Genomic DNA, 21,460 nt, shown 5'->3' on the forward strand with positions numbered 1-21,460 from the left:
ATATAAAAAAGAACCGGAGGCAAAGCAGTATAGCATATTCGACTATATGTAGTGGGGCGACCTCTCTCAATACCCCGCAGCTTGCTGCGGGGTCGTTTATTGTGAAAAAGTATCATAGCAGAATGCCATAAAATCGGAAGTTAAGAAAAAAGGAGGTTCATCAATTTGAGGGATGAGAATCTGTTAAAACAACTGACCCAGCTCTGGGGTGTCTCCGGGTATGAGAAGGAGGTCGCCGCCTTCATTGAAAAGGAAGCGGCCCCTTATGCGGATGAGATCATCAAGGATGCGGTGGGGAACCTGATCGTGCGGAAAAAGGGCACGGGCGGCGGCAAGGGGAAACGGATCATGTTTGCCGCGCATATGGATGAGATCGGGTTCATGGTAAAGAAGATTGAATCGGACGGGAGGCTGCGGGTCTGCAGCCTGGGCTGGAACTGGACCGGATCTGCCTACAACAGCCGGGTACGGTTCCGAAACGGGATGACCGGGGTGGTGAGCTGTCAGGGAACCATCGAAGAGGCGGCCAATAACTCGGGAAAGCTGTATATAGATAAACAAGATATCCCCACAGCCAGAGCGCCGTGGTATCGAAAAAAGATATTGAAGCAGGCATTGATCTGATTAACGCATTTTCACAGTATGAGTTTCCGTTTTGACCAAGAGAAGCACAGTAGGAAAAGAGGAGGATGAATGAAATGAAAAAGAAAGCAGTGATGCTGCTGGCGGCTGTGCTGGCCGCGGCGTTGGTGGGATGCGGCGGCTCCGGCGGGCAGTCTCAGGGACAGTCCGGCGGCGGTTCCGGCACAGGGGAGGATGCGGGAGCAGACTCCGCGGGGAAGGATTCCATTACCATTGCCACAGATGTGGACGTGGATACCCTTCACCCGTCGGACTTCAGTACTACGGTGGAGCACACCATTTTAAGCCAGATTTATGATCCGCTGATGTTCATGAATCCGGACGGAGCGCACGATCCGGAGCCAAGGATTGCCGAGGACTATGAGATCAGCGAGGACGGCATGGATTATACGTTCAAGCTGCGGGATGACGTGACCTTCCACGACGGAACGGCGCTGACCTCCGCCGATGTAAAGTTTTCTCTGGAGCTTTATATGGCTTCGGAATACCAGGGAGCCCAGGTGATCGGCCTGGAGAGTGTGGAGACGCCGGACGACACAACGGTGGTGTGCCATCTGGACGCGCCCTATTCTCCGTTCCTGCTGGGAGTCTGCCAGGTATCCATTGCTTCGAAGGCGTATTATGAGAAGTCGGAGGATGACTTTGTAAATCAGCCGGTGGGAAGCGGACCTTATAAATATGTAGGAAGAGAAAAGGGCAGCAAGGTGACTCTGGAAGCCTATGACGGTTATTACAGAGGCGAGGCGGCGATCAAGAACGTGACCTTTGAGGTGATCCCGGATCAGTCTACCACAGCCGTTGCGCTGAAGACCGGGGAGATTGATTTTGCCACTATTGAATCCTCCACCATTGCGCAGCTCTCAGGCGATGACGCGATCCAGGTGGAAGAGGTGGGCAATTCCGGATTTACCTATGTGTCCATGAATACGGAAAAGGCTCCCTTCGATGACGTGAAGGTGCGCCAGGCCATCAATTACGCAGTGAACCGGGAAAATGTAGTTGCGGTCTGCTATGATGACGAGGCAGAGGTCAATTCCAACATCTGCTCCAAAGACCGGTTCGGATATTCCGAGGACCAGCCCCAGTATACATACGACCCGGAGCAGGCGAAGAAGCTTTTGAAGGAAGCGGGCATCACATCGCCTTATGACCTGGGGACGATCCTGGTTGCGGAAAAATATTCCAACATCGCGACGGTGATCCAGAACGATCTGAAAGCAGTGGGACTGGACGTGACCATTGACGTCAAAGAATTTAATGCGTACATCGATGACCTGACCAGCGGAAACTACGACATCACGGCTCTGGAAATGACTCTGGACGGAGATTCCCAGCAGCTGGAAATGGCATTTACCACGGACTACATCGGCACGGCGAACAATGCTCGGTACTCTGATGAGGAGATGGACAGCCTGTTTTCACAGGCGCGGACCGAGGCGGACACAGACGCAAGGGCGGAGATTTTTGACCAGATCCTGACCAAGGCGCAGGACGAAGCGATCTATGCGGTTCTGTGCAATCCGCTGACGCTCTATGCCCACAACAGCGGCCTGGACTGCCAGGAATTCCCGTATGAAGGGATTTACTCAATCTACAATTTCAGCTGGAAATAAGGAGGCTGTTCATTCTATGTATAAATATGTTGCCAAACGCCTGTTATACATGATCCCTGTTCTTCTGGGAGTGGCATTTCTTGTGTTTACCATCCTCTCGTTGACACCGGGGGATCCGGGCTCGATCATCCTGGGGATCACGGCGAAGCCGGAGGATATTGCCGCGCTGAATGCGGAATTTGGCTATGACAAACCATTTTTTATCCGGTTTTTCAATTATATCGGCGATGTGGTACTGCACTTTGACCTGGGCAATTCCTACCAGAGCAGGCAGCCGGTCATCCATGATATTATGGCACGTTTTCCGAATACATTTCTGCTGACACTGATCTCCATGTCCGCGGCTTCGGTAATCGGGATCTCCCTCGGTATCCTGTCCGCGGTCAGGCAGTACACGGCGCTGGACCAGACGCTGGTGGTGGTGGCCCTGATCTTTGCTTCGATCCCGGGCTTCTGGCTGGGGCTGATGCTGATGCTTCTGTTTTCCATGAAGTTAGGGATCCTGCCGTCCTACGGGGCGGGCAGCCTGAAAGCGTTTATCCTGCCGTCCATCACGGTCTGCATGACCTCGGCGGCAGGGCTTCTGCGTCTGACCCGTTCCGCCATGCTGGAGACCGTGCGCCAGGAATACATCCGCACGGCCCGGGCGAAGGGGGCCTCCCAGAAGCGGATCATCTGGAAGCACGCCCTGAGAAACGCGCTGCTTCCGGTAGTCACCACCCTGGGAACCAGCTTCGGCGCGTCCTTAGGAGGAGCGATTATCGCAGAGACCGTATTTGCCATGCCGGGCATGGGGACGCTGATCACCACGGCAATCCGGCAGAAGGATATTCCGGTGGTGATGGGAGCGACGTTATTTCTGGCGGTCCTGTTCAGCCTCATCATTCTGATCGTGGACGTGCTGTATGCCTTTATCGATCCCAGGATCAAGGCAAAATATCAGAATGGAGGGAAGCGCCGTGAATAACAGTCATTCCAGAACAAGAGAACAGTTTGCGGAATTCTGGCGCCGCTTTCGGAAAAATAAATCCGCCGTTGCAGGGCTGCTCATCCTGGTACTTTTGGTGGGCATGGCATTGTTTGCTGACCTGATCGTACCTTACGCCAGATGTGTGGAGCAGGTCGGGGCGGACCGTCTGCAGGGACCCTCGGCGGCGCATTTCTTCGGCACCGATGAATTTGGCAGAGATCTCTTTGCCAGGGTGGTGCACGGCTCCAGGTATTCCCTGTTTATCGGCGTGGCAACCAGCCTGATGGCGCTGGCCGCAGGCGCGGTACTGGGGGCCAGCGCCGGATATTTCGGAGGCATGGTGGACAACGTGATCTGCCGGATCGTGGATGTGTTCATGTGCGTTCCGCCGATCCTTTTGTCCCTGGCTGTAGTGGCCGCGCTTGGTACCAGTGTGCGCAATCTGATTGTTGCCATTACCATTTCCTGCATTCCGGGCAATGTCCGGCTCATCCGGTCGGTGGTGCTGACGGTGGCGGAGCAGGACTATGTGGAGGTGGCCCGGTCCTACGGGGCATCCAACGCCAGGATCATTTTCCGGTATGTGCTGCCCAACGCCATGGGGCCCATCATTGTCAATACGACGATGGCGATCTCCGATATGATCCTGTCCGCGGCAGGCTTAAGCTTCATCGGTATGGGCATTCAGCCGCCGTCTCCGGAATGGGGGGCGCTTTTGTCCGCGGCGCAGACCTATATCTTTACCTCGCCCTACCTGCTGGTGTTTCCGGGGCTGTTTATTATTTTAAGCTCCCTGTCCTTTAACCTGGTGGGAGACGGACTGACCGACGCGCTGGATCCAAAGCTGAAGGACTGAAATCCCTATGCGCTTTCTTGATGAAGGAGAACAGCAATGAAAAAGACAGTGTTAGATGTGAAAAATCTTGCCATTCAATATGAAACGGATCTGGAGACGGTGTATGCGGTCAATGGGATCAGCTTTTCGCTGGATGCCGGTGAGACATTGGGACTGGTAGGAGAGACGGGGGCGGGAAAGACAACTACCGCCCTTGGGATCCTGGGACTTTTGCCGGAACGGACGGCACGGGTCACAAATGGGGAGGTCCGGTTTCAGGACCGGAACCTTCTAAAGCTGAACGAACAAGATATGCTGAAGGTCAGGGGGAGCAAGATCTCCATGATCTTCCAGGATCCCATGACCGCGCTGAATCCGGTGCTGCCCATCGGGAAGCAGATCGGAGAGGCGGTATATCTCCACAATGAGGACAATCTGTCCCAGGCACAGATTGAGGAAAAGGTGGAGGAAACTCTGGAGCTGGTAGGGATTCCGAAGGAACGGAAGGTAGAATACCCCTACCAGTTTTCGGGCGGTATGCGTCAGCGGGTGGTGATCGCGATCGCGCTGATCTGCAACCCGGATCTGCTGATCGCGGATGAGCCTACCACCGCCCTGGATGTGACCATTCAGGCCCAGATCCTGACCATTATCTGCAACCTGCAGAGGAAATACAAGACCTCCGTCATCATGATCACCCATGACCTGGGCGTGGTGGCGGAGACCTGCGACAAGGTGGCTATTATGTACGCCGGAGAGATCGTGGAATACGGCAGCCTGCGGGATATCTTTACAGGAGAGACGCACCATCCGTATACGGAAGGACTGTTCCGTTCCCTGCCCAGCCTGACCGGGGACAGCAAAAGGCTGAAGCCGATCGAAGGGCTGATGCCGGATCCCACGGAAAAACCGCAAGGGTGCTGGTTTGCGCCCCGGTGCGGACGCTGTACACAGAAGTGCCGGCAGGAGGCGCCGCCGGTATGGGAGCAGGAAGGACATCAGATCCGCTGCCATCTTGCGGGGCAGTGAGGAGGTGAATCATGGAATCAAATCTGATAGAGGTGAACCATCTGAAAAAATATTTCCGGACGCCGGCGGGGATGCTTCATGCGGTGGATGATGTGAGCTTTTCCATAGCAAAAGGCAAGACCCTTGGGATCGTGGGGGAATCCGGCTGCGGGAAATCCACCCTTGGCCGGACCCTTCTCTGTCTGGATCCCCTGACGGACGGGGAGATCTTGTTCAAGGGCACGGAGCTTTCCAAGCTGGGGAAAAAGGAAATGAAGAAGATCCGGCCGAAGATCCAGATGATCTTCCAGGACCCTTACGCCAGCCTGAACGGGCGTATGAATGTACGCCAGCTGATCGCCGAACCGCTGCTGGTGAACAAAACCTGCGGATCCAGGGCGGAGGTGGACGAAAAGGTGAGCCGTATGATGGATACGGTCGGGCTTGCAAGCCGCCTGGCGTCAGCCTATCCCCATGAGCTGGACGGAGGAAGGAGACAGCGGATCGGGATCGCGAGGGCGCTCATTCTGGAGCCGGAATTTGTGGTATGCGATGAGCCGGTTTCGGCGCTGGACGTGTCGATCCAGGCCCAGATCCTCAATCTTCTGATGGATCTCCAGGAAGAAATGGGGCTGACCTATGTATTCATCACCCACGACCTTTCCGCCGTGCGGCATATTTCGGATGAGATCATGGTTATGTACCTTGGAAAATGTGTGGAGCGTGCGGAAGCAAAGGAAATGTTCTCTAATCCGGCGCATCCCTATACGAAGGCGCTGCTTGCGGCAATCCCGATTCCCAGTGTGGAATCCTGCCATAAGGAGAGAGAGCTTCTGCAGGGCGAGGTTACCAGCCCGGTGAATCCTGCGCCCGGCTGCCGTTTTGCGGCGCGCTGCCCCTATGTCGTGGATGCCTGCAGGCAGGGAGAGATCCCGCTGAAGGAAGCAGGAGAAGGACATTTTGCGGCATGCCGCGGGGCGCATGAGATCTGAGAAATGGAAGATTCAGGAGAGTTTGAATGAGTAAAGTAGAATATAAATGGCCTTATCAAAATGAAATGGACCAGGAGGAGACCATCGACAGCGACGTGCTGGTCCTGGGCGGCGGCCTGTCCGGCTGCTTTGCGGCCATTGCGGCGGCCAGGAAGGGGCAGTCGGTGACCCTGGTGGAAAAGGGGGCGGTGGAGAAAAGCGGAGCCGCCGGAACCGGTTTTGACCATTGGGAATCGGCCTGCACCAATCCCTGCTCCGGTGTCACTCCGGAGGAGATCGCCGGGGCTTATGTCCGGGAGCAGGACGGGTACAGCAATGGGATCGCCCATTATATCGAGTGCCGGGAAGGATATGACCGGCTTCTGGATCTGGAGGCATTCGGCGGGAAGATCCGGGATACGGAAGATGAATTTGCAGGGGCCAGGTTCCGGGATGAGAAGAGCAAGCTGATGTTTGCCTATGATTATAAGAACAAATTTACTATCCGGGTCTGGGGCTCCACCTTCAAGCCCGCCCTGGCGAAGGAAATGAAGCGGCTGGGCATCCGGGTCCTGGAACGGACGGAAGCCACCGGCCTGATCCTGACGGGAGAAAAGGGAAACAGGCGGGGCGCGGGAGCTTTCGGAATGGATGTGCATACCGGGAAGTTCTATATTTTCCGGGCGAAGGCTACGGTACTTGCCATGTCCAGGCCGGCAAGGGTGTGGCTCTTTGATCCGGATCTGACCGGGCTGTGTGAATTTCGCCCCTTACAGAGCATTGGAAGCGGACACGCCATGGGCTGGCGGGCCGGGATGGAATTTACGATGATGGAAAAATCCGTGCGGGCCGAATTTTCCGCGGCAGGCAGAAGCTTTCCTCCTTACGGCGCGGGGAACAACCACAACACCTGGTACGCGGCCACGATGGTGGATGCCAGAGGAGTGGAGATCCCTTATGTAGACCGGGACGGAAACGAATTGAAAACCGTGTCCCAGCGGTATGATCCGGCGCCCGGACAGAAATTTTTCCTGAAAGGGGGCGTCATCGACAATCCCAAATATGAATACAGAGGCCCTGAGACGCTGGACTTTGAAACTCTTATGGAGCGGGGCTATCAGCTGCCCTTTTATGCGGACTTAAGCCGGATGCCCGAGGAGGAGCGGAGGGTCATCTGGGGCATGATGGTGGGAGAAGAGGCGAAAACCAAGATCCCCATTTTTCAGAATTATACGGAACGGGGCTTTGACCCCAAAAAGCATATGCTCCAAAGCTATGGAACAGGCTGGCAGTCCGCCAGCTTCCTGGAGCAGGAACGGCAGTTCTTCGGCGCGCCGGGGGGACTGATGCATGACTGGGATCTGAAAACAAATCTGGAGGGGATCTATGCCGCGGGCGACCAGCTCTATGCCTCGGATTGCGCGGGCTTTGCCTGCGCTACCGGGTATTACGCGGGAAGAAAGGCTGCGGACGCGGCTGCCCGGACAGAGGCGCTTTCAGAGGTGCCTGGAGAGGACATAGAAGCGGAGAAAAAGCGGTTATACCAGCCACTTTATGTAAGCCGGGAAAAGGGCATGGGATGGAAGGAACTGAACATGGCCATTGCCAAGGCCATGCAGAATTACTGCGGCGGGGTGAAGTGCGAGACGCTGTTAAGAGAAGGGCTGGATCTTTTGAAAAGCTTTGAGACAGAGATCGTTCCAAGGCTTTTTGCGTCCAACCCACATGAACTGATGCGCACCCATGAAGTGCTGGACATCCTGACGGTGGCGCAGATCGTACTGCATGCGTCGCTGGAGCGGAAAGCAAGCTCAGAGCCGCTGTGTTTCCGGCGCGGCGATTATCCGGAGATGGAGAAGGAAGAAGAACGGCGGCACATCGTCATCCGGCAGGAGGACGGCGCGGTATGTACCCGGGATGTGCCTCTGGACTTCTTCGGAGATCTGCGGGAAGAATATGAGAAGCGCAATGGAGATTATATCAGAGAGAGGGAGGCCGCGGGATATGAGAAAGGTTGAATTTACAGCAGAGCCGTCTCCGTGCAGTACCGAACCGATTCGATATGACCCGGAGCTCTGTATCGGCTGCGGCCGGTGCGCGGATGTGTGTCAGTGTGACATCCTGCTCCCGCCCGGAAAGGAAGGGGAGCACCCGGCGGTGATGTATCCGGGAGAATGCTATTACTGCGGGGCATGTGTGATGGTATGTCCGAAGCCGGGGGCAATCCGGCTGGTGCATCCGCTGATGAACCGGGCGAAGTTTGTGCCGGTGAAACAGGTGTTATACTGAGTGCCAGATCAATCTGCCATATGCGCAATGAGCGTAAAACTACAGAAAAAAAGGACTGCGGGATCCGGGATGAGCAAGCGGATCCCGCAGTCTTTTGTCTTTTGTCTGAAAAAGAAAATTGACTCTAAATCAGAGATTTGCTACAATAAAACAGATCAGGCAGCCTGGATAAGAGGATCCGGCTGCTGACCTTGGAGGGAGTGGTCACAGGCTATACGAGGAGGATATTATGATGAAGAAGTATTACAAGAAGTGTCTGCTGTCCTGTATTCTGGCAGTGAGCCTGCTGTGCGGCTGCGCGGGAGGTACGGACGCGGGGGAAAGCGAAGAGGGCGCTGTGCGGCAGGATACAGAAAGCGTATCAGAGCAGGAGGAAAAGGACTCTTCTGCAGTACCGGATTTTGAGGGAAATGACATGGAGGGAAACGCGGTTACGTCGGAGATTTTTTCGGGGTCCAGACTCACGATGGTCAATGTATGGGCAACCTACTGCAGTCCTTGTCTGAATGAGATGCCGGAGCTGGGAGAACTTGCGCGGGAGTACGACAAGGAGGACTTTCAGCTGATCGGGATCGTCAGCAATGTGCCGGAAGGGGCGGACGAAGAGAAACTGGAGCTTGTGGAGGTGCTGATCGAACAGACCGAAGCAGACTATCCGCATCTGCTGCTGAATGAGTCCTTGAATGACGGGCTGCTTTCCGGCGTATCGGCGGTGCCGACGACATTTTTTATCGGCCAGGATGGGAAGATATTGGATACCGTTGTGGGAGCCAGGGATAAAGCGGCGTGGAAGGAGATCATTGACGGGATTCTCGAGGAAAGCCCGGAAAGCTAGAGAAGGATTGTCACTGCTCAGAACAGCAGACCACAGACCCGTCTGATGATTTTCAAAAAAAGGAATGTACTTATCAAGCGGGGATCCTAAGAACTTTTGAGCTTATTTCATCAGAGGCAGAGAGTAGAAAGGAGAAGGCTGCATGAAAGAATTATGTTTGGGAACCATCGGTTCCGGTTCGATCGTACACACCATACTGGATCAGGTAAATGTAACAGATGGGATCCGGCTCACCGCCGTCTATTCCAGAACGGAGGAAAAGGGAAGGCAGGTTGCGGCAGAATACGGGGCAGACCGGGTTTATACGGATCTGGATGCATTTCTGGCGGATGAGGAGATGAATACGGTCTATATCGCGTCGCCGAACCTGCTGCATTATGAGCAGACTAGAAAAACGCTCCTGGCGGGAAAGCATGTGATCTGCGAGAAGCCCTTCTGTACAAAAGCAGACCAGGCAAGGGAACTGACGGCTCTGGCGAAGGAAAAGCGTCTGTTTCTGGCAGATGCCGTACCCACCGCATTCCTGCCGAATCTGGAGGTGCTGAAAAGGGAACTGCCGAAGGTGGGGAAGGTCAGGCTGGTGCTTGGGAATTACAGCCAGTATTCCAGCCGCTATGACCTTGTGCTGCAGGGGGAGGTGCCCAATGTATTCAATCCGGAATATGGCGGCGGGTGCCTGATGGATATCAATTTTTATAATGTATACCTGAACGCGGCGCTGTTCGGAAAGCCGATGTCATCGGTCTATTATCCCAACCGCTGTGGGGAACTGGCGGATACCTCCGGGGTACTGATCATGCAGTATGACGGATTTGTCAGCAGCTCGGCAGGGGCGAAGGATACCTGGGGCGTAAACTATTTCCAGATCGAAGGCGAGAAGGGACATATCTATATCCGGGACGGGAGCAACGGACTTGCGGAGATCCGGGTGGTCACAAAGGATTCAGAGGAGACCTTTGACTGGCAGGACAACCCGGAATGGCGGTTCTATGAGGTCCAGAAGCTCACAGAGTATATGCTTGCCGGGGACTATGAGGCAGTGTATGGGCGGCTGGATGTAATGATCCATGTGATCGAGATTCTGGAAGAAGCCAGAAAGAAGGCGGGGATCCTGTTTCCGGGGGATTGATAGATAGTGGTTACTGTTCACACGATGTCGCGCGCTTGCCGCATGGCATCCGTTACATGTCACACCTTGACCAGGTGTGACATGTAACTCAGGCCGCCATTTAAAATTGCCTTCGGCAATGGGCGGCCTGAATAGCAGCTTTTATGTGCATCCTCACGACCAATCAGCGTGGTGATTGGTCGGGGTGTGACATGTAACCGGCATCCGGCCAATTCAGTGATGGGGCGGGCAAAACATGTTGACAGATGACTCAGAAAAGACTAAAATAGTATAAGTGCTACAAGAAAACGAACATAAAAAGTGTTTTGTGAACACATTGCACAATCTGTATGGAGGTGCTGCTATTTGGAAGAGGCTCAGAGGATCCGCATGATGCAGTGTCCGGAGCATCCGGTCGATGTGGTGATTGATACAGATACATTTAATGAGGTGGACGACCAGTTTGCGCTGGCATATCTGCTTCGGAATCCGGACAGGCTCCGGCTGCAGGCCATTTATGCGGCGCCTTTTTTGAATGAAAAGGCGGATACGCCCAAGGACGGGATGGAGAAAAGCTATCAGGAGATCTTAAAGCTCCTGGAGCTGGCAGGCACTCCGGAATATCAGGCAAAGGTGTACAAAGGAGCGGAGCGCTTTCTGGAACATACCGGGAGATCCGCTCAGGAAGAGCAGAACAGGATCGCTCCGGCGGTTTCTGAAGCTTCGGAGGATCTGATCCGAAGGGCGATGACGCATTCGGCAGAGAATCCTTTATATGTGATTGGAATTGCGGCGGCAACCAATATAGCCTCCGCAATTTTATGTGAGCCGAAGATCACAGAACGGATGGTAGTCGTCTGGCTGGGAGGAAGCGCCTTTCATTGTGAGGAGATGGAGGAGTTTAATCTGGCGGAGGATCCGGCTGCCGCACAGATCCTGTTTGACAGCGGGGTACCGTTGGTTCAGCTGCCATGCTGGGGCGTGGTGGAGAGCTTCTCGATCAGCAGGCCGGAGTTGGAGAAGTACTTTATAGGAAAGAATCCGCTGGCGGATTATCTGGCCGGATATGCCATTGAAGCAGTGGAAGAATGGGCGTCAGGCACGGCCTGGGCAAAGGTGATCTGGGACGTGACGGCGGTGGCCTGGCTGCTCAATGACGGGCAGCGCTTTATGAACGACCGGCTTGTATCCTGTCCGGAGATCGTGGGAGATTCAGAGGCTTCCCGGAGGATATCCGGGGCTTCCTGCTTTGATGAGACGAACGGGCTTGATCCGATGAGGTATGTATTTTCAAAGGAAAGGCATACTATGAGATACGTATACCGTATTGAGCGGGACGCGCTCATGACAGACCTGATCAGAAAACTCTATCTGTAACGCGTCAAGCCCATGGAAAATTTAAAAAGGAGAAGAAAGTAATGGAAAAAAACGCATTGGTGTTCCAGACGGATTTCGGCATGGAGGACGGGGCGGTGAGCGCCATGTACGGGGTGGCCTACGGGGTCTCGCCGGATCTGAAGATCTATGACCTGACCCATGGCATCGAACCCTACAACACATGGGAAGCCAGCTACCGTCTGATCCAGACGGTGAACTACTGGCCGGAGGGAACCGTATTTGTATCGGTGGTGGATCCGGGCGTGGGCTCCACGAGAAGGAGTATCGTCGCAAAGACCAAAACCGGGCAGTACGTGGTGACTCCGGATAACGGCACATTGACCTTTGTAAAGAGGAATCTGGGGATTGAGGCGGTCCGGGTGATCGACGAATCCAAGAACCGCCGTTCGGGTTCGGAGGAATCCTATACATTCCATGGCCGGGACGTCTATGCATTTACCGGGGCAAAGCTGGCCTCCGGGGAGATCACATTTGACCAGGTAGGAGAGGAGATGGATCCGGAAAGTGTTCTGGAGCTGCCAACGATCCCGGCAAAGGAGACCGAGGACGGCGGCGTGCAGGGTACCATTGACGTGCTGGATGTGCGTTTCGGAAGCCTGTGGTCCAACATCCCCATCGAGCTGTTCAAAAAGCTGGGCATCGAGTTCGGGGAGCGGGTGGAAGTGATGATCAGCAACGACACCAGGACACTGTACCGCAATACCATGGTATACGGCCATTCCTTCGCGGATGTGTATGTCGGGGAACCGCTGCTGTATATGAACTCCCTGAACTGCATGGCGGTGGCGATCAATCAGGGAAGCTTTGCAAGGGCTTACAATATCGGAACCGGGAACAGCTGGCATATCGCCATCCGGAAGGATTCCCGGGGCTGAGAGGCAGCACCGGCTTTTTGCCTGCCGTCTGTTTTGCGCATGCGGGCAGGACGGTAAGCATCATACTTTTGATACGTTCGGCCAACCGGCCTTTAGCGTATATAAAAAGGAATAGAGGAGGATTTACACATGAAGAATTTTGCAGTAAAAACAATCGTAGCAATCGGTATCGGGGCAGCGTTATTTTTTGTGCTGAGCACCTATATCGCAATCCCCACTCCGATCCCGAACCTGAAGCTGAGCGTGCACTATCCGGTGATCGGAGTCATGGCGATGCTGTTCGGTCCTCTGGCAGGCTGTCTGATGGGACTGATCGGACATTTCTTGAGCGACCTGGCAAGCGGCTGGGGCGTATGGTGGAGCTGGGTTGCGGGTTCCGCGTTTTTCGGACTGGCGATGGGATTCGTAGGCTATAAGATTGATCTGTCCAAGGGCGAATTCGGTGTCAAAGGCGCCGTGATCTTTAACGTGGTCCAGATTATCGCGCATCTGATTTCCTGGGGACTGATCGCGCCGGGACTGGACATTTTGATCTACAACGAGCCTGTGGAAAAGATTTTCCTGCAGGGAGCAGTGGGCAGTGTGGGAAATATTCTGTCTACCGCGGTTGTAGGTACGATCCTGTGCTTTGCGTACGCATCTACCAGGGCGAAAAAGGGATCTTTGAAAAAGGAAGATTAAGGAAAAACATCAGGAGGGGTGGCTCGCACGCTGCCCTTTTTTCCATGCGAAACGAAATAGGAGGACATGATTCGTGAAAGAACCGATCATAAAATTCGAAAACTTTGGTTTTCAGTATGACGCGCAGGCAGAGCCGACCTTAAAGGACATCAATCTGGAGATCTATCCCGGAGAGAAGATCCTGATCGCGGGTCCGTCAGGCTGCGGGAAATCGACGATGACCCATTGTATGAACGGATTGATCCCATTTGCGTATCCGGGAGAATCCACCGGGAAGCTGACGATCCAGGGGAAGGAGACAAAACACTTAAGCATCTTTGAGATCTCCAGGATGGTGGGAACGGTCCTGCAGGATCTGGACGGACAGTTCATCGGCCTGACCGTTGCGGAGGACATTGCGTTTGCATTGGAAAATGCCTGCGTCGGGCAGGATGATATGAAAAAGACCGTCAGGCAGGTGGCGCGCCAGGTCGGCATCGGAGATCATCTGGAGCACTCGCCGGATGCCCTTTCCGGAGGCCAGAAGCAGCGGGTCTCTATGGCAGGCGTGATGGTCAATGAGGTCAGCATTTTATTGTTTGATGAGCCGCTGGCGAATCTGGATCCGGCCACCGGAAAAAAGGCCATTGAGATCATAGACCGGATCCAGGAGGAGACCGGGGCTGCGGTCATCATCATCGAGCACCGCCTGGAAGACGTGCTGTGGCGGGACGTGGATCGGATCGTGCTGATGAAGGACGGCCGGATCGTGACAGACGCGCCGCCGGATGAACTGCTTTCCACGGATGTACTGCTGGACAACGGGATCCGGGAGCCTCTGTATCTGACCGCCCTGAAATACGCGGGAGTGAAGATCACGCCCAAATGCCACCCCCGCGGCATCCGGAGCCTGACACTGACAGAGGAAGACAAACACAAAGTCCGGACCTGGTTTCACGCTCGGAAGCTGGCAAAAGAGAAACCGGAAGGCAAGGCGCTTCTGACTGCGGAGAAGATTGATTTTACATATGATAACGGCTTTCATGCTCTGAAGGATATCAATATTTCCATCAATGAAGGGGAGCTTCTTGCAATCGTAGGAACCAACGGCGCGGGGAAATCCACATTTTCCAAGGTGGTCTGCGGGTTCGAGAAGCAGCAGTTGGGAACACTGACATTCCAGGGGCTGGATATGAAAAGCTACAGCATCAAAGAACGTGCCGACCGGATCGGATACGTGATGCAGAATCCCAACCAGATGATCTCCAAGCCCATGATCTTTGACGAGGTGGCATTCGGCCTGCGCCAGAGAAATGTGCCGGAATCGGAGATCACGGCGAAGGTGGAGGAGGTTTTGAAGATCTGCGGGCTCTACCCCTTCCGGAAATGGCCGGTGTCCGCACTGAGCTTCGGCCAGAAGAAGCGTGTCACCATTGCGTCGATATTGGCGCTGGATCCCCAGATGATCATATTGGACGAGCCTACGGCGGGACAGGATTACCGGCATTATACGGAGATTATGGAATTTCTGAACGAACTCCACGGCCGGGGGATCACGGTGGTCATGATCACCCACGACATGCATCTGATGCTGGAATACGCCCAGCGGGCCGTCGTATTTTCCGGCGGGCAGGTGATCGCCAACGACACCTCGGCAAATATCCTGACCAACCCGGAGATCATTGAGCGGGCCAACCTAAAGGAGACATCGCTTTACGACCTGTCGCTGCTCTGCGGGATCGAGGATCCCAATGTGTTCGTGCAGCATTTTATCGACTATGAGGAGGAAGGCAGAGACCGTCAGGCCGGCGGCGCGGCGGCACAAAACGATAGGAAGGAGGAAAAAAGAGGATGATCCAGTTATTTAATTATATCGACAGAGTTTCTCCGATCCACAGACTGACAGGGGCGGCCAAGCTGGCGTGTATGCTCTGCTGGGTTCTGGCGGCCATGATCACCTTCGACACACGGTATCTGATCCTCCTTACGGTCTGCGCGCTGGTGCTGTTTCGGGTGTCTAAGATCAAGGTGAGGGAAGTGAAGGTGATCCTGATCTTTTCCCTGGTCTTTCTGTTCCTCAATAACCTGCTGATCTACCTGTTTTCCCCGGAGCACGGGGTCAGCCTGTACGGCTCCCGGACGGTGCTCATAGACCTGATCGGAAGATACAGCGTCACGGCACAGCAATTGCTGTACCATGCAAATGTGATCCTCAAGTATACGGCAACCATCCCGGTGGTCATTCTCTTTGTGTCCACCACGCAGCCCAGTGAATTTGCGGCGTCGCTGAACAAGCTGGGAGTGAGCTACCGGATTTCCTATTCCGTGTCGCTGGCGCTCCGGTACATCCCGGACGTGATGGACGAGTTCCATTCCATTTCTCTGGCACAGCAGGCAAGAGGTGTGGAGCTGTCCGGGAAGGAGAACATCATCAAGCGGCTGAAAGGCGCGACGGCGATCCTGATGCCGCTGATCCTCTCCAGCATGGATCGGATCGAAGTGGTGTCCAACGCCATGGAGCTGCGGTGCTTCGGAAAAGAGCCGAAACGGACCTGGTATCGGGAGCGGAAGTTTACCGGGCTGGATTATGGAACCATGATCCTGGGCTTCGGGCTGATCGGGATTTCCTTTGTGCTGCAAGCAGTGAACGGGGGACGGTATTGGAATCCCTTCTAGATGAGCATCCCATGATGGCTGTTCGATCGTTTCACAAGGGATCCCCAACGGGTTTACCTCAATAAAAAAGTCTCGGAATTGAGTCAGTGATTCCGGGATTTTTTTTGCGCAACTCTTATGGGATTTCTGGTATAATGGTATTGCGCTGACGCGCAAGCAGGTCATCAATTTTCGTATGCGTACCTCGAAGGAGAGTATTTTTACAGGGTTAAACAATCTGGAGGCGTTGGAGCGGATTGAGCGAAAAAAATATGAAGAAGAGCTTCTTGAGGAGGGTGTCGGTCGCATCTTAAAATATGGAATCGTGTTCTATAAAAAGAGATGCAGGGTGATGTCTGCTGCTGACGGAACAGTATAAGGATCCTGTTTCTTAAAAAGATTCACATGCACAGTTAGAAAAATATCAGATTGAGAACGGTTTGTGATTCTTTTGAGATATACTCTGTTTATACGAGGAGGAACGCATATGGAATCATGGATCATCAGGACAAAAAACCTGAAAAAATATTATCAGCTTGGGGAGCATACAGTAAAGGCATTGGACGGCATGGATTTTCTCGTCAGGGAGCGGGAGTTTGTGGCGGTCATCGGTACCTCCGGGTCGGGAAAATCCACGCTGCTCCACATGATCGGCGGGCTGGATGTGCCCACCGGCGGAGAGGTCTATGTGGCCGGGAGAAATTTAAACGAGATGAACAAGGAGCAGCTTGCGGTGTTCCGCCGCCGGAAGGTGGGGTTCGTGTTCCAGAACTACAATCTGGTGCCGGATCTGAATGTATTTGAAAATGTGGTGCTCCCTGTGGAGCTGGACGGGCGGTATGTGGACCGGGAATTTGCGGAGGAGATCCTGGACTTTCTGAAGCTGAAAGAGAAGCAGGAGGCGCTTCCGGGTACTCTCTCAGGCGGCCAGCAGCAGAGGGCCGCCATTGCCCGGGCCCTGGTGTCCAAGCCGGCGATCTTGCTGGCCGATGAACCGACGGGAAATCTGGACACCGCCACCAGCCATGACGTGATCGGATTGTTAAAGCTGGCGGCAAAGCAGTTTCAGCAGACGGTGGTACTGATCACTCATGACAACGACGTTGCCCAGATGTCGGACCGGATCGTGCGGATCGAGGATGGGCGGATCGTGGAGCGAAGCGGGGCAGAGCGAGAGAAGGATCAGGGGACGAAAGGCTCATGTATGGACGGATCCAAAGCGGATGCTCAGGCGGATGGAGAGAAGCAGGAAGAGAAAGGCGGTGTCAGCCATGCTGAAAAATAACAATACCGCAGTCATCCAGAGTATGGCCAGGCGTTCCTTCCGGACCAACCGCCGACGGAATATCAGCATTTTTCTGGCAATCCTGTTTTCTACCTTTTTACTGTTCTGCGTTTTTACAGTAGGGATCACTTTTTTTGAAATGCAGCGGACACAGAATATCCGGCTTCATGGCGCGGATTTTGACGCGTATCTGTACGGACTGACCCCGGAGCAGGAGAAGCTGTGCCGGGAAAATCCCGACATCCTGCACTCCGGGATTGAGGCGGTAGCCGGCTACGTGGTGGAGACCGATCAGAATGATACGCCGGATGCCGGACTGATCTGGGACGATGAAGTCTGCTGGGAGGAAATGCGAGGGCCCGGCAGGACCTGGATGGAGGGGCATTATCCACGGGAGTACAATGAGGTGCTGGTCAAAAGGGACTGCCTCAGGGCCTGCGGCCTGGAAGGATTAAAAACAGGGGATACCTTTACCATGACCTACGGCACCGGCTCGGGGGAATTTACAGGGGAGTTTCGGATCTCCGGCATGTGGGACGGATACGGGGCCAAAAATGTTTGTTTTGTGTCCAAAGCTTTTTACGACCAGACCGGGGAGGAGCTGTCTAATGTAGGCTCCGGACGGTATATGATCGATTTTAAGCAAACGTACATGACACGGGCGAAGCAGGAGGCATTTACTGAGAGCCTGAACCTGGAAAAGCAGCAGAACCTGTTTTTTAATTCGGAATATGAGTCTTCGGTTCAGGTCCTTGGGGGCATCCTGGGGCTGGCCGCTATCGCCTGTCTGTGCTCCTACCTGCTGATCTACAATATCATGTACCTTTCTGTTTCCGGAAACATCCGGTATTACGGGCTGCTGCAGACCATAGGAATGTCGGGAAGGCAGATCCGCTGTCTGGTGCGGCGGCAGCTGGCCATTCTTGCGGCGGCGGGAATTGGGGGCGGTCTGCTTGCCGGAACCGGCGTGTCCTTCTGGGTGATCCCCTCGGTTGTGAGATCCATGGGAGTCTATCTGGGAGAAAATGAACGCGTCCGGGTGGCATTTCACCCCGCGGTGCTGTTTCTGGCAGTGCTTCTGTCCGGGCTGACGGTATTTGCGGCAGGGTACAGACCGGCACGGATCGCGGAAGCCGCGTCCCCGGTGGAGGCGCTGGGATACCGTCCGGCGCAGTCCGGGAAGCGAAGCCGCGGGACCGGGCGGGGCGGCATCCTGTGGCGTCTGGCAAAGGAGCAGCTCATGAAGGATAAAAAGAAATCCGGAATGGTGATCCTGTCTCTGTCTGTCGGATTGTCGCTGTTTTTGTGTCTGGTCACCCTGCTGGACAGCCAGGCGGCACGGACGATCGTGTCCAACTACATGGATATGGACATGGTGCTGGTGAATAAGACTCTGAAAAAAGAAGACCGGGAGGATTGGCGGCAGGTGATGGACGAGGAATTTCTCAGGGGACTGAAAGAGAAAGAAGCTCTGGAAGAGGTCCACGAAGTATTGTGCGCGGAGATCCTGGTCCCCTGGGAACCGGATTTTTCAGAAATGTGGATGAAAGAGTTTTATGACATGTGGATGCCATATGAGACTTATGAGGAGGGCAGGAAGAAATATCAGGAACACCCGGAGGAATACAGTTCCTTCCTGGTGGGGATCAATGAGGCGGAGTTCTCCTATCTGAACAGTACGCTGGCGCAGCCTGTGGATGAGGAAGCATTTTTACGCGGAGAGACCTGCATCCTGTACCGGGACAATCTGGATTTTAAGGACAGGGATGTACAGGGAAAGGAAGTGACCTGCGCAGCCTTTGAGGATCCGGAGCATATGAGGACATTTCAGATCTCAGGCCTGACGGATGAGTATTATTATACCGGAGGTCTGGCAAGCTTCGCTCCTACAGTGATCGTCAGCAGCCGTACCCTGCGGGAATTTTCAGAGCATCCCTTTGTGTTTAAGGTCAGCCTCCGCTACCGGCAGGAGTATGATGAAGAGATGGAGGCGGAGCTTCGGCGGATGGTCGAAGACAGCGGGTATTCCAAAAACATTTCCTGCGAATCCAAGCTGGATGAGATGAAGACCGTGAAAAAGGCTCAGGGAAATATGATGGAGGTGGGACTTGGGATCGTGCTGATCCTGGCCCTGATCGGGATTTTGAATTATGTGAATACGCTGGTGGGAAATATCCGGAGCCGGGAGCTGGTGATCACAGTCATGGAAAGTGTCGGCATGAGCGCAAAGCAGGTTCGGAAGATGCTGGTGCTGGAAGGGCTTCTGTTCGCGGGCGGCTCCCTGCTCGTCACCTGGACGGCCGGGCTGGCGGCAACCTGTGCGCTGTACCAGTCCATGAATTACCGGAAGGTACCCTTTGCGGTACCGGCGCTTCCGATGGCGGCGGCATCGGCACTTGTGCTGGCAGTATGCGCGGCGGTGCCGCTGATGGCTTACCGGAGTATGGAAAAAAAAGGAACGGTGGTGGAGAGGCTGCGGGGAGTGGAGTGAAGTGCGGGGGCCTTAAATGTACAGCGCTAATCGTCCCCTGCTCTGGCTGACCAGAGAGACCTTGTCGGTCAAACTATTCTTTCTTATTCTTTGAAAAAGTTACTGTTTTACTCAAATATGTTCAGTTTTTAAAGTGGTAAACCTTACGGATTTGTGCTATTCTTTTATGTAAGAAATTCATTTTTAGAACAGTCAACAAAGGAGGGGGAGCATGGAACTAAAACGTGACATTTACAAGGAATTACTTGCGTGGAAAAGTAAAAGCAATCATAAGGTTCTGGAACTTGAGGGAGCGCGTCAGGTCGGAAAAACATATATTCTGGAAAAATTTGCCAAAAAAGAGTATCAGAGTCATGTCTATATTAATATGATCGGAAGTTCGGGCAAGGATTTTCTGCAGTGTCTCGAAACGGCTGCAAGCTGGGAGCCGGGGAAGAAGCGGGAAAACAATCCGGTTTATAAAGCGTTCCAGCTATACGACCCTGATTTTTCAGATTGTGAAGATCTGCTGATCGTGATTGACGAAATCCAGGAATCATCTGTTGTATATAGTAAGATCAGGGAATTTGCCAGAGATTTTAAGGCACATTTTATTGTGACGGGGTCTTATCTTGGAAAAACACGGGAAAAAGAGTATTTTCTTTCAGCCGGGGACACAGAGGTGCTTACAATGACCACGCTTACATTTCCTGAATTTCTGGATGCGTTTCATAGGCGCGGACTATACGAATCCATTGACTTATATGGTGGATCGGATCATGCCGGATATGATGAATTAAAATCATACTTTCATATTTATCTACAGATTGGCGGATATCCGGAGGTTGTAACCACATATTTGGAAAGCAGAAGCATTCCGGATTGTGAAGCAATGATAAGCAATCTGATCCAGATATTTGTCAAAGAATCTTCAAGATACTTTGACAGCCCATTAGAATTGCAAATGTTTGAAAAGATATTTTCTTCGATCGCGGCAACTCTTCTGAAAGAAAAAAAAGGAACGCCGGATCTGACCACAGATTTGACGAAGATCATTTTTAAAGAAGAAAGCGGGAGAATTACAAAAAAGATGACGAACTATGCCATCAGCTGGCTGTTTTTGTCGCACCAGATTGGCTATTGCAGTATGAGTGTGGATTGCAGTAATCTGGATATTGTAGATAACTGCCGGTATTACTTTAATGATTTGGGGGTAGCAGGCTATTTTCTGAAGCTGACTGGAGAGCCATTGAGTATCATTGAAGGGGTTCTGTGTGAAAATTTTGTCTACCTTGAGCTTGTCAGACGGATTCGGAAACAGGAAATAGCCGGCCAGGTGCCATGGTTTGCCATAGATAAAAGGACAAGCGGTGAATTGGATTTTTATGTCAGAAGCCGGATAGACAACATGGATTACGGCCTGGAAGTAAAAAGAGGGAAAAACAGGGCAAATACAGCAAATGCTCTGCTGGAAAGAGGAAAGCTGGATTTTATTTATCAGCTGAAAAACACCTATGGCGGAATCGAGGACAGAAAGTATTCTGTTCCGCTCTATCTCTGCGGCCGGATTCCATTTAACCTGGGGCTGTAAGAGACTCCGGAACATTTTCTTAACGCATTTTTCATTTATAAAGAAGCTTGTTCCTCATTCTATCATGATATAAAGCAAGATCGTACTATGAAGAACAAAAAGAAAGCAGTGGCAGATTGGCTGGAATTCTTGAAAAACTAAAATCCAATCGCGATGGGAAAGTAAAGAAAACAAGGAGAAGGATTTTTATGAAGCGTTTTTGCGAATCTTATGCTAAATTCAGTTAATGGCCCAGTATCAAAGAACTGGAACTGC

At 53.3% G+C, this 21,460-nt stretch carries 19 protein-coding genes; all 19 read left to right on the forward strand.

Translation table 11 applies throughout. The features are described 5' to 3' along the window. The first annotated feature begins 165 nt into the window (after positions 1-165). Positions 166-624, forward strand: coding sequence for a hypothetical protein (locus tag ACTOY7_RS18700; RefSeq protein ID WP_300884948.1), 459 nt, complete (start codon positions 166-168; stop codon positions 622-624). A gap of 74 nt (positions 625-698) precedes the next feature. Next, a complete protein-coding gene (locus tag ACTOY7_RS18705) occupies positions 699-2,255 on the forward strand; it encodes an ABC transporter substrate-binding protein (RefSeq protein WP_482671327.1) in 1,557 nt (518 codons plus the stop codon). Positions 2,256-2,271: 16 nt separating this feature from the next. Next, positions 2,272-3,222 (forward strand): ABC transporter permease, encoded by a 951-nt coding sequence (locus ACTOY7_RS18710; protein WP_160283582.1) that lies wholly within the window; start codon positions 2,272-2,274, stop codon positions 3,220-3,222. Next, complete coding sequence (locus tag ACTOY7_RS18715; RefSeq protein WP_300824480.1) at positions 3,215-4,081, forward strand: ABC transporter permease; 867 nt, start codon at positions 3,215-3,217, stop codon at positions 4,079-4,081. The genes ACTOY7_RS18710 and ACTOY7_RS18715 overlap by 8 nt, the downstream gene beginning before the upstream one ends. Positions 4,082-4,117: 36 nt before the next feature. Beyond that, a complete protein-coding gene (locus ACTOY7_RS18720; protein ID WP_160283584.1) occupies positions 4,118-5,089 on the forward strand; it encodes an ABC transporter ATP-binding protein in 972 nt (323 codons plus the stop codon). 11 nt (positions 5,090-5,100) lie between these two features. Then, positions 5,101-6,060 carry an ABC transporter ATP-binding protein gene (locus tag ACTOY7_RS18725; RefSeq protein ID WP_300824478.1) on the forward strand — a complete coding sequence of 320 codons (960 nt, stop codon included), beginning with the start codon at positions 5,101-5,103 and terminating at the stop codon, positions 6,058-6,060. A 26-nt stretch (positions 6,061-6,086) separates the two neighbouring features. Then, positions 6,087-8,057 carry an FAD-dependent oxidoreductase gene (locus tag ACTOY7_RS18730; protein WP_482671328.1) on the forward strand — a complete coding sequence of 657 codons (1,971 nt, stop codon included), beginning with the start codon at positions 6,087-6,089 and terminating at the stop codon, positions 8,055-8,057. Then, entirely contained in the window at positions 8,044-8,328 is a 285-nt protein-coding gene (locus ACTOY7_RS18735) for a 4Fe-4S dicluster domain-containing protein (protein ID WP_160283587.1), read from the forward strand. Before ACTOY7_RS18730 ends, ACTOY7_RS18735 begins: the two co-directional genes overlap by 14 nt. 229 nt (positions 8,329-8,557) lie before the next feature. After that, positions 8,558-9,163: a TlpA family protein disulfide reductase gene (locus ACTOY7_RS18740; protein ID WP_300884957.1), complete on the forward strand. Its 606-nt coding sequence runs from the start codon at positions 8,558-8,560 to the stop codon at positions 9,161-9,163. 142 nt (positions 9,164-9,305) lie between these two features. After that, entirely contained in the window at positions 9,306-10,292 is a 987-nt protein-coding gene (locus tag ACTOY7_RS18745; protein WP_300884959.1) for a Gfo/Idh/MocA family protein, read from the forward strand. Positions 10,293-10,637: 345 nt separating this feature from the next. Next, complete coding sequence (locus tag ACTOY7_RS18750) at positions 10,638-11,648, forward strand: nucleoside hydrolase (protein ID WP_482671329.1); 1,011 nt, start codon at positions 10,638-10,640, stop codon at positions 11,646-11,648. A gap of 41 nt (positions 11,649-11,689) precedes the next feature. Beyond that, positions 11,690-12,544 (forward strand): SAM hydrolase/SAM-dependent halogenase family protein, encoded by an 855-nt coding sequence (locus tag ACTOY7_RS18755; protein WP_160283590.1) that lies wholly within the window; start codon positions 11,690-11,692, stop codon positions 12,542-12,544. Between the two features lie 129 nt (positions 12,545-12,673). Beyond that, positions 12,674-13,225, forward strand: a complete 552-nt coding sequence (locus ACTOY7_RS18760) for an ECF-type riboflavin transporter substrate-binding protein (protein ID WP_160283591.1) — start codon at positions 12,674-12,676, stop codon at positions 13,223-13,225. Between the two features lie 73 nt (positions 13,226-13,298). Beyond that, positions 13,299-15,059 carry an ABC transporter ATP-binding protein gene (locus ACTOY7_RS18765; protein ID WP_482671330.1) on the forward strand — a complete coding sequence of 587 codons (1,761 nt, stop codon included), beginning with the start codon at positions 13,299-13,301 and terminating at the stop codon, positions 15,057-15,059. Next, positions 15,056-15,880: an energy-coupling factor transporter transmembrane component T family protein gene (locus ACTOY7_RS18770; RefSeq protein WP_160283593.1), complete on the forward strand. Its 825-nt coding sequence runs from the start codon at positions 15,056-15,058 to the stop codon at positions 15,878-15,880. The genes ACTOY7_RS18765 and ACTOY7_RS18770 overlap by 4 nt, the downstream gene beginning before the upstream one ends. A 175-nt stretch (positions 15,881-16,055) precedes the next feature. After that, the gene (locus ACTOY7_RS18775; protein ID WP_482671331.1) at positions 16,056-16,238 is read left to right on the forward strand and encodes a hypothetical protein; all 183 of its coding nucleotides are present in this window, start codon (positions 16,056-16,058) and stop codon (positions 16,236-16,238) included. Positions 16,239-16,346: 108 nt separating this feature from the next. After that, positions 16,347-17,144, forward strand: coding sequence for an ABC transporter ATP-binding protein (locus ACTOY7_RS18780; RefSeq protein WP_482671332.1), 798 nt, complete (start codon positions 16,347-16,349; stop codon positions 17,142-17,144). Next, a complete protein-coding gene (locus ACTOY7_RS18785; protein ID WP_482671333.1) occupies positions 17,095-19,635 on the forward strand; it encodes an ABC transporter permease in 2,541 nt (846 codons plus the stop codon). The genes ACTOY7_RS18780 and ACTOY7_RS18785 overlap by 50 nt, the downstream gene beginning before the upstream one ends. Before the next feature lie 211 nt (positions 19,636-19,846). Continuing rightward, positions 19,847-21,205: an ATP-binding protein gene (locus ACTOY7_RS18790; protein ID WP_300884970.1), complete on the forward strand. Its 1,359-nt coding sequence runs from the start codon at positions 19,847-19,849 to the stop codon at positions 21,203-21,205. Positions 21,206-21,460 lie beyond the last annotated feature (255 nt).

This window comes from Schaedlerella sp., from assembly GCF_056796775.1.